Origin of the sequence: Crenobacter oryzisoli, assembly GCF_030385785.1 — a bacterium.
In the GTDB taxonomy this organism is placed as follows: domain Bacteria; phylum Pseudomonadota; class Gammaproteobacteria; order Burkholderiales; family Chromobacteriaceae; genus Crenobacter_A; species Crenobacter_A oryzisoli.
On the sequence record NZ_JAUEDK010000035.1, the window covers coordinates 34,240 to 42,754 of the forward strand.

At 61.4% G+C, this 8,515-nt stretch carries 9 protein-coding genes; 8 read left to right on the forward strand and 1 reads right to left on the reverse strand.

From position 1 onward, the window contains the following. Positions 1–90 precede the first annotated feature (90 nt). Positions 91–1,008, reverse strand: coding sequence for a quinolinate synthase NadA (nadA, locus tag QU481_RS16850; RefSeq protein WP_289831192.1), 918 nt, complete (start codon positions 1,006–1,008; stop codon positions 91–93). A 467-nt stretch (positions 1,009–1,475) separates the two neighbouring features. Here nadA and QU481_RS16855 point away from each other — a divergent pair, with 467 nt between their 5' ends. From QU481_RS16855 to QU481_RS16890, 8 genes are all read left to right on the forward strand, one after another. Then, the gene (locus QU481_RS16855; protein ID WP_289831193.1) at positions 1,476–4,190 is read left to right on the forward strand and encodes a bifunctional acetate--CoA ligase family protein/GNAT family N-acetyltransferase; all 2,715 of its coding nucleotides are present in this window, start codon (positions 1,476–1,478) and stop codon (positions 4,188–4,190) included. 191 nt (positions 4,191–4,381) lie between these two features. Next, on the forward strand, positions 4,382–4,630 hold the full coding sequence (gene rpsP / locus QU481_RS16860) for a 30S ribosomal protein S16 (protein ID WP_289831194.1): 249 nt from the start codon (positions 4,382–4,384) through the stop codon (positions 4,628–4,630). Between the two features lie 34 nt (positions 4,631–4,664). Continuing rightward, the gene (gene rimM / locus QU481_RS16865) at positions 4,665–5,171 is read left to right on the forward strand and encodes a ribosome maturation factor RimM (protein ID WP_289831195.1); all 507 of its coding nucleotides are present in this window, start codon (positions 4,665–4,667) and stop codon (positions 5,169–5,171) included. Further along, positions 5,171–5,941 carry a tRNA (guanosine(37)-N1)-methyltransferase TrmD gene (trmD, locus tag QU481_RS16870; RefSeq protein ID WP_289831196.1) on the forward strand — a complete coding sequence of 257 codons (771 nt, stop codon included), beginning with the start codon at positions 5,171–5,173 and terminating at the stop codon, positions 5,939–5,941. Before rimM ends, trmD begins: the two co-directional genes overlap by 1 nt. 1 nt (position 5,942) lies before the next feature. Further along, complete coding sequence (gene rplS, locus QU481_RS16875; protein ID WP_289831197.1) at positions 5,943–6,314, forward strand: 50S ribosomal protein L19; 372 nt, start codon at positions 5,943–5,945, stop codon at positions 6,312–6,314. Between the two features lie 43 nt (positions 6,315–6,357). Next, a complete protein-coding gene (locus QU481_RS16880) occupies positions 6,358–6,852 on the forward strand; it encodes a methylated-DNA--[protein]-cysteine S-methyltransferase (protein ID WP_289831198.1) in 495 nt (164 codons plus the stop codon). Further along, entirely contained in the window at positions 6,849–7,763 is a 915-nt protein-coding gene (gene xerD, locus QU481_RS16885; protein WP_289831199.1) for a site-specific tyrosine recombinase XerD, read from the forward strand. Before QU481_RS16880 ends, xerD begins: the two co-directional genes overlap by 4 nt. 280 nt (positions 7,764–8,043) lie before the next feature. Beyond that, on the forward strand, positions 8,044–8,515 hold a 472-nt coding region (locus QU481_RS16890), incomplete at its 3' end, for a transposase domain-containing protein (protein ID WP_289831200.1).

Consider the following 8,515-nt stretch of genomic DNA (forward strand, 5'->3'; position numbering starts at 1 on the left):
TCCCGATCGGAAAGCGGCTTCGGCCAAGCCAGGTGGATAAGGCTGTCCGAAAGTGCCGCCCCCGCCGGATGGCGGGGGGGGGGTACGGGGTCAGGCGTAGTAGCGCTGGCTGAAATCGAGCATGCGCTCGATCGGCAAGCGAGCGGCGTCCATCTGTGCCGGTGTCAGGTAGTCGATCTTAAGACCGATGCCCTGTTGCGCACGTTTCACCGCCTCGATGGTGTTCATCTTCATGTACGGACAGGAGTTGCACTGGCAGCCGGCGTAGATCGGAGCTTGGCGCAGGTCAAGGTCCGGACGAGCCAACCCCATGTTGTAGAGGATGCCGTCTTCGGTGGCGACAAAGATCACCGCCTCCGGGTTGCCGCTGAACTGCTTCACCCAGTTGAGCATGCCCGAGGTCGAACCGACGTAGTCTGCACGCTTGAGCACTGGCAGGGGGCTCTCCGGGTGGGCGATCAGGTAGGCTTCGCCGTTGACAGCGCCGAGCGCCTCGTTCAGCGCCGCCTCGTTGAATTTGTCGTGCACCTCGCACACCGCCGACCACAAAGGCATGTCGTAGCCGTACTGGTAGTTCAGATAGGCGCCCATATTGCGGTCCGGCGAGAAGATCACCTTCTTACCCTGTTCATACAGGTGGGCGATAATGTCGTCGACGTTGCGGCTGGTGACGATCCAGTCGGACAGTGCCTTGTGCTCGGCGCTCGAATTGATGTACGACACGTGCACATGGTCCGGGTAGCTCTCGCGCCAGGTCTTCAGTGCTGCGACGTCGGTCTGGGTGACCAGCGAACAGGTTGAGCCGGCATCCGGCAAGATCACGGTAGCGTTCGGGTTGAGAATCTTGGCCGTTTCGGCCATGAAGCGCACGCCAGCGAACACGATGATGTCAGCCTCTGCCTCGCGCGCAAACAGCGACAATTCCAGGCTGTCGCCGACCTTGTCGGCCATCTGCTGGATTTCCGGTTGCGTATAGTAATGGGCGAGGGTGACGACGCGTTGAGTCATGATATCTGTCTCCTGTCGTGTCCATGGCCAAGTGGCAACGGGTAATGACACGACCGTCTTTTGATGCGACGCAAAAAACGTTAAAACGAAAACGCGCAGCTTATCAATATTGCCGGTGCCGCACCATACTCCTGTAGCGCCGAATCTGCGGACGGGGGAGAGAAGTGGTATGCATAACGAATGGCCGTGGGGCTCGGAGCGGGGCTTGCTGGGGAAGAATGCGTCTTCAACTAAGTTTGTGCATCCCTATCATAGCCCTGTCTCTTTCCGGTTGTGAGTCGTCTGACAGGTATACCTTATATAATCGTCATCGTTGTCGTCGGCTGAGCCAACCGATCGATAGGGGCTGCCCCCGCGTTGTGGTATATCTGGTCCGTTTGTCAGTAGGCGACCTCCATAGATACGCAGTCCCGGACGAGTGCCCATCGCCATCGCCCGATCGATCAACCTGCTTTGGATTCTGTGCGATGAAACCGCATTATCTGACCCCTCTGTTCTCCCCGCGCAATGTGGCCGTGATCGGTGCCAGTGACACGCCTGGCTCGCTCGGCCAGGCAGTGTTCGCCAACCTGCTGGCGGGCAACTTCCAGGGCAAGCTGTTTCCGGTCAACCTGAACCGGCGCATGGTTGGCGGCAAGATGGCGTTCTCCTCGGTACGGTTGATCGCCGAACCGGTCGACCTGGCGGTGGTGGTCACCGCGCTGCGTACCTTGCCGGCGGTGATGCGTGACTGCGGCAAGAAGGGGGTCAAGGCGGTGCTGCTTGGCAAGGATTTTTCTGACAGCGACGAGCTGGAGCGGGACATCCTTACCGAGGCGATGGCCATCGCGCGTTACCACGGCATTCGTGTGCTCGGCCCTAACGTGCTGGGCTTGATGCGTCCTGTTGCTGGCTTTAACGCCAGCAACTACACCGGCACTGTGCGCCCGGGCAACCTGGCGCTGGTGTCGCAATCGTCCGCATTGTGCGCGGCGATGCTCGATTGGGCCGACACCAAAGCGATCGGCTTTTCCAGCGTGGTGTCGGTCGGCGAGGCGCTCGACGTCGACTTCGGCGAGATTCTCGATTTCTTGGTGGCCGACCGCTCGACTCAGGGCATCCTGCTGCATATCCATCACATCCATAACGCACGCCGGTTCATGAGCGCGCTGCGAGCCGCAGCGCGCAGTAAGCCGGTGGTCGTGATCAAGTCAGGGCGGTTCGAGGACCATGTGACCGGGCTGACCCATACTAGCAGCCTGGTCGAGAGCGGCGATGTGTTCGACACCGCGCTCGCACGCGCCGGTGTGCTGCGGGTGGCGACAATTGCGCAGCTCTTTACCGCAGTGAAAGTACTGGCGGCCAACTACCGGGTGATCGGCAAGCGCCTGGCTATCGTCACCAACGGCATCGGCCCGGGGGTGCTGGCAGCCGATAGCGCCTATGCCAATGGTGTTGAGCTGGCGACGTTGTCGGACGAGACGATGGCGTTGCTCAACGATAGCCTGCCGCGCAACTGGTCGCATGGTAATCCGGTCGACATCATCGGTGACGCCAGCCCGATGCGCTTTCGTACCGCGGCGAAGGTCTGCCTCGACGACCCAGGGGTCGACGGCGTACTGGTCATCTTCACCCCGCAGGCTGGCACCGATCACCTGACCACCGCCCAACTGATGGTCGGGCTGCAACGCGAAACCGGCAAGCCGCTGCTATTGTCCTGGCTCGGCGATGCCAAGGTATCGAGTAGCCGTGAGCTGTTCACTAAGGCCAAGTGCGTGCACTTTCGCGCACCAGAATACGGTATCGAGGTGTTTCGCAACCTGGCCTCCTACCACCATAACCAGCAACTGCTGTTGCAGACACCGGGGCCGCTCGAAGGCATGCGTGCAGAGCCGAACGTGGCGCGCGCTCGGGCCGTGATTGCCGAGGCATTGGCCAGCGGGCGGACCATCCTGCCCGAATATGCGTCGAAGGCGGTGCTTGCCGCGTTCAATATTCCAGTGAACCCGACCGAGCTTGCGACCGACGCCGACCAAGCTGTGCAGTTGGCCGAACGCTTCGGCTACCCGGTGGTGCTGAAGGTCGACTCGCCCGACATCATTTACAAGTCGGATGTCGGCGGGGTGGAGTTGAACATCAGCAACGAGAACACGCTGCGCCAAGCTTTCGCGGCGATCCTGCAGCGTGCCCGCGAGAAACGCCCCTTGGCGCGGCTGAACGGTGTCACCGTCCAGCCGATGCAGAAGCGTCGTACTGCCCGCGAGGTGATGGTCGGCGTGGCGCAGGATGCGATCTTCGGTCCGGTAATCACCTTTGGGACCGGCGGTATCGCGGTTGAGGTGATCGATGATCTGACTATCTCGCTGCCGCCGCTCAACGACTACTTGGTCGAGAGCATGATTGGCAAGACGCGAGTCGGACAGACGCTCGGCGCGTTCAAGAATCTGCCGCCGATCAAACGCGAGGCGCTGAAGGATGTGCTGTTGCGCGTGTCGGAGATGGTCTGTGAACTGCCAGAGCTCCGCGAGCTGGACATCAATCCGCTGATGGTCGACGAGGAGGGCGTCCTGGCACTGGATGCGCGGATGATCGTCGGCGAGGTGCGCGGTAGCTCGCGCCGCCGCTACAGCCATATGGCGATCATGCCGTATCCGATGCACATGCTGCACTGTGCAACGCTGAAGGACGGCACCCGGGTGACGATTCGCCCTGTACGGCCCGAAGATGCCGAAATGCAACAGGATTTCGTACGCAACCTGTCGGAGGAAAGCCGTTATAACCGCTACATGTCGAGCATCAAGCAGTTGTCGCAATCGGTGCTGGTGCGCTTCACCCAGCTCGACTACGACCGTGAGATGGCGCTGGCGATGACCCGTGCCAACGACGATGGTGCTGAGGAAATGCTGGCGGTGGCGCGCTTCATGACCGATCCGGATTTCGAGGCCTGCGAATTCGCGCTCGAAGTGGCCGATCGCTGGCAGGGCAAGGGCATTGGCCCCGTGCTGATGGAGGCCTTGTTTGAGGCCGCTCGCGAGCAGGGGTTGAGCACGATGCGCGGCGAGGTGCTGGCGGCTAACAAGGGCATGCTGAAACTGATGCATAGGCTCGGCTTCAAGGTCGAGCCGCATCCGGAAGACCGCTCGCTGACGTTGGTGAGCAAGGAGCTGCAGCCTGGGGCGGAGTCAGTCGTCACCGCTGGCTGACCCTGCCGTTTGTCGGACTGACTCCCGATATGGCCAAGCCGCCCGCCTTCGCTGGGCAGTATTTTGTTCGAAGCAAGGCACACGATTCGTCGCCGAGCGACCGGCAGTGCCGAATAAGCGCTTGCCAGATAAGGGAAAACTGGCCTAAAATCCCGCACTTTTCTTGATACCGAATTTAAGGATCATCGACAATGGTAGTGATTCGTCTTGCTCGCGGTGGCTCCAAGAACCGTCCGTTCTACAACGTGGTAGTGACCGACTCCCGCAACCGTCGTGACGGCCGTTTCATCGAGCGCGTTGGCTTCTACAACCCGGTTGCCAACGAGAAGGAAGAGCGCGTACGTCTGTCCGCCGACCGCCTGAACCACTGGATCGGTGTTGGCGCTCAAGTGACCGAAGCGGTTGCCAAGCTGATTAAAGAACAGAAAGTCGCTGCCTAATTGCAGCTGGCTTTGATAGCAGGAAGCAGGGCGCATGCGTGACGCTGATCTGGTGATAATGGGCTATGTCAGCGGCGCCCATGGTGTGCGCGGCTGGGTCAAGATCCATGCCGACACCGAATATAGCGACAGCCTGTTCGACTACCCGACTTGGTGGCTCGGCAAGGATGGCAACTGGAAGCCCTATACCTTCGTCGAAGGCGTAGTGCAGCCGAAAGCCATTGCAGCCAAGCTCGAGGGGGTGGAAGACCGTGATGTCGCATTTGCGATGCGTGGCCTGTCAATCGCGGTACCGCGCAGCGAGCTGCCAGAAACTGGGGCGGACGAGTACTACTGGACCGATCTGATTGGTCTGGCGGTGGTCAACCGCGCCGGCGAGTCGCTCGGCACGATCGCCAACCTGATGGAAACCGGCGCCAATGATGTGCTGGTGGTGAAGGATGGCACGCAGCAGCGCTTGATTCCCTTCGTCGGGCACGTGGTGCTCGAGGTCAACCTCAAGCAGAAGCAGGTGCTGGTCGACTGGGAACTCGACTACTGATGCAGATCGACGTCGTTTCGCTGTTTCCGGAGATGTTCGACTCCATCACCCGTTTCGGCGTCAGCCGGCGGGCGCTGGAAACCGGCATCTGGGGCTTCGCCGGCTGGAATCCGCGCGATTTCACCAGCGACAACTATCGCACGGTGGACGACCGCCCCTACGGCGGCGGCCCGGGCATGGTGATGCTGATCGAACCGCTGGAGAAAGCCATCGCTGCCGCGAAGCAGCGACAGCGCGAAGCCGGCGTTGAGCAGAGCCATGTAGTGTATCTGTCGCCGCAGGGCAAGCGTTTTGACCATGCCAAGGCGGTAGAGTTGTCGCAACGGCCGGGTTTGATCCTGCTGTGCGGGCGCTACGAAGGTGTCGACGAACGGTTGATCGAACGGCAGGTCGACGAGGAAGTATCGGTCGGCGACTATGTGTTGTCCGGCGGCGAACTGCCGGCGATGGTGCTGACCGATGCGGTGCTGCGGCTGTTGCCCGGCGTGCTGAACGATGCGCAATCGGCCTACGAGGACTCGTTCGTCAACGGCCTGCTCGACTGCCCGCATTACACCCGTCCCGAAGAATTCCAGGGCATGCGGGTGCCGGATGTGCTGATGTCCGGCAATCATGCCCTGATCGCGCGCTGGCGGCTGAAACAGTCGTTGGGGCGTACTTGGCGGCGCCGGCCGGAACTTCTGGCCAACCGTCCTTTGACAAAACTGGAGTCTCGGCTGCTGACTGAGTATCAGCAGGAACAAGACCCCGCAGAAAAACTGGAGTCCTGACATGGATCTGATCCAAATCCTCGAGCAAGAAGAAATCGCTCGCATCGGCAAGACCATCCCTGAATTTGCCCCGGGTGACACCGTGATCGTTCAGGTGAAGGTAAAGGAAGGTAACCGCGAACGTCTGCAGGCTTACGAAGGCGTGGTGATCGCCAAGCGTAACCGCGGTCTGAACAGCTCGTTCATCGTGCGCAAGATCTCCGCCGGTGAAGGCGTTGAGCGTACCTTCCAGACCCACTCCCCGCTGGTTGCTTCGATCGAAGTGAAGCGTCGCGGTGACGTGCGTCGTGCCAAGCTGTACTACCTGCGCGGTCGTACCGGCAAGTCGGCTCGTATCAAGGAAAAACTGCCGGCTCGCAAGGTTTCGGCCTGATTCCAGCGTTTTCGCTTATGATGAAAAGCGCAAGGCATGTGCCTTGCGCTTTTTTTATGCGCCGATGACCTACCACGCCATTCTCTGCGCGCCGTTCGGCCAACTGGGGCTGATTGCCGACGCCGACGCGCTGCTCGCTGTGCACTTCCTGACCGAACCGCAGCCCGTGCTCACGCCACCGCCGGGTTCGCTGGCCGCCGAGGCCGCCCACCAGCTTTCCGCCTATTTTGCCGACCCGACCTTCCGTTTCGATCTGCCGCTGCGGCCGGTCGGCACGCTGTTCCAGCAGCAGGTGTGGCGCGAAATCGCCGCCATCCCGTTCGGCGAGACGTGTAGCTACGGCGAGTTGGCCGAACGTACTGGCTCGGTGGCCCGCGCGGTCGGTGGTGCCTGCGGCCGCAATCCGCTGCCGATCATCATTCCCTGCCACCGGGTGCTGGCCCAGCGCGGGCTGGGAGGCTTCAATCGTTCGATCGAGTCGCCGACGGTGTCGATCAAGCACTGGCTATTGGTGCACGAGGGAGCATTGCTGTTGTGAGTGAAGCACCACCTATCACGATCGCCGCAGCTGACGATCTGCTGATCGATCAGTTCCTAGATCAGCTCTGGCTCAGCGACAACCTGGCGAAGAACACACTGGTCGCCTATCGGCGCGACCTGCGCAAGTTTGCGCTGCGCTTGGCCGAGCGCCGTATCCGGCTTGCCGAGGCCGGTCGTGATGCACTGGAGGACGCGCTGCTCGCCAGCGCAGACAAAGAGAAGCCAGCAACCCGGGCGCGGCTGGTATCGACCTTGCGTCGTTTCTTCCAATATCTGTGTGCGGAAGGCTTGCGTGCCGACGACCCCAGCGCCCGGTTGGCAGCGCCACGATTGGGGCAGCGGCTGCCCAAGACCCTATCCGAGGCCCATGTGGAGGCGCTGCTTGCAGCGCCAGACGTCGATACGCCACTCGGGCTGCGCGACCGGGCGTTGCTGGAGCTGCTGTACGCGACTGGGCTGCGCATTAGCGAACTGGTGGCGTTGCGTCGCGACCAGCTCGACATCGTCAATGGTCTGGTGCAGCCGATCGGCAAGGGCAACAAGGAGCGATTGGTTCCGGTTGGCGAAGTGGCCCAGGAATGGCTGACCTGCTACCTGCTCGAGGCGCGTCCGCTGATTCTTGCCGGCACGCAGTGCGACGCACTGATCGTTACGCAGCGTAAGGACGGCATGACCCGGCAGATGGCCTGGTATCTGATCTCCAGCTACGCAAAACGACTCGGTCTGCCCAAGGTCAGCCCGCACACCTTGCGGCATGCGTTCGCCACTCACCTGGTCAACCATGGTGCCGACCTGCGCGTGGTGCAGCTGCTGCTGGGGCATGCTGACATCTCCACCACGCAGATCTACACCCACGTGGCACGCGAGCGGCTCAAGCAGCTGCACGCCCGCCATCACCCACGCGGCTGAGCGCGGCTCACACAAGCGGGGAATGGGGGCTAGCTTGTGGTGCAAGCGGGGAGCTTCTGGTGTTCTGCCGGCTCTTACGCACGGAATTGGCTAGCTGATCGGGTTCGCTGTGGCAGGCGGGTGCCGTGGCGCCGCAGTCGTACGGCCAACCCTGAGGGAACCGGCAATAAAAAGCCCGGCCTAGGCCGTAATGCCGTTCACTTAAGCAAGTGAACGGCATTTTTCATGGTGCGAATCTGGCTCATATTCCGGCCAAGTTGACTCCCTCACGTTGGTCAAGATGGTAAGCAAGGCTCATAAACACCCTGATTTCTCTGCACTTTCTCAGCAAATTGACCCCGCATGGATCGCCCACGCGCTTGCAGTGACCGGCAAAGCCAGCGTGCGCCGGCGTAGATTGCCGGCCGAACAGGTCGTCTGGCTGGTCATTGCCTTGGCGATGTACCGGCATCAGCCCATCCCGGAGGTCGTCGCTCATCTCGATCTGGTGCTGCCTGACGAGGTCAATCCAGAGATTGCCAAGAGCGCCTTGACCCAGGCGCGGCAGCGCCTCGGCGAGGAACCGTTGGCCCAACTCTTCGGGCTCAGCGCGCTGGTTTGGGATGAGCGGCATCAGCAGGGAAGAAGCTGGCGCGGATTGGCCCGCTACGCGATTGATGGCAGTACGCTGCGTACCTCGGATACCCCAGAGAATCGTCAGCACTTCGGAGCACAGGCTTATGCCTCCGGCGTAGCCGCCAGCTATCCGCAGT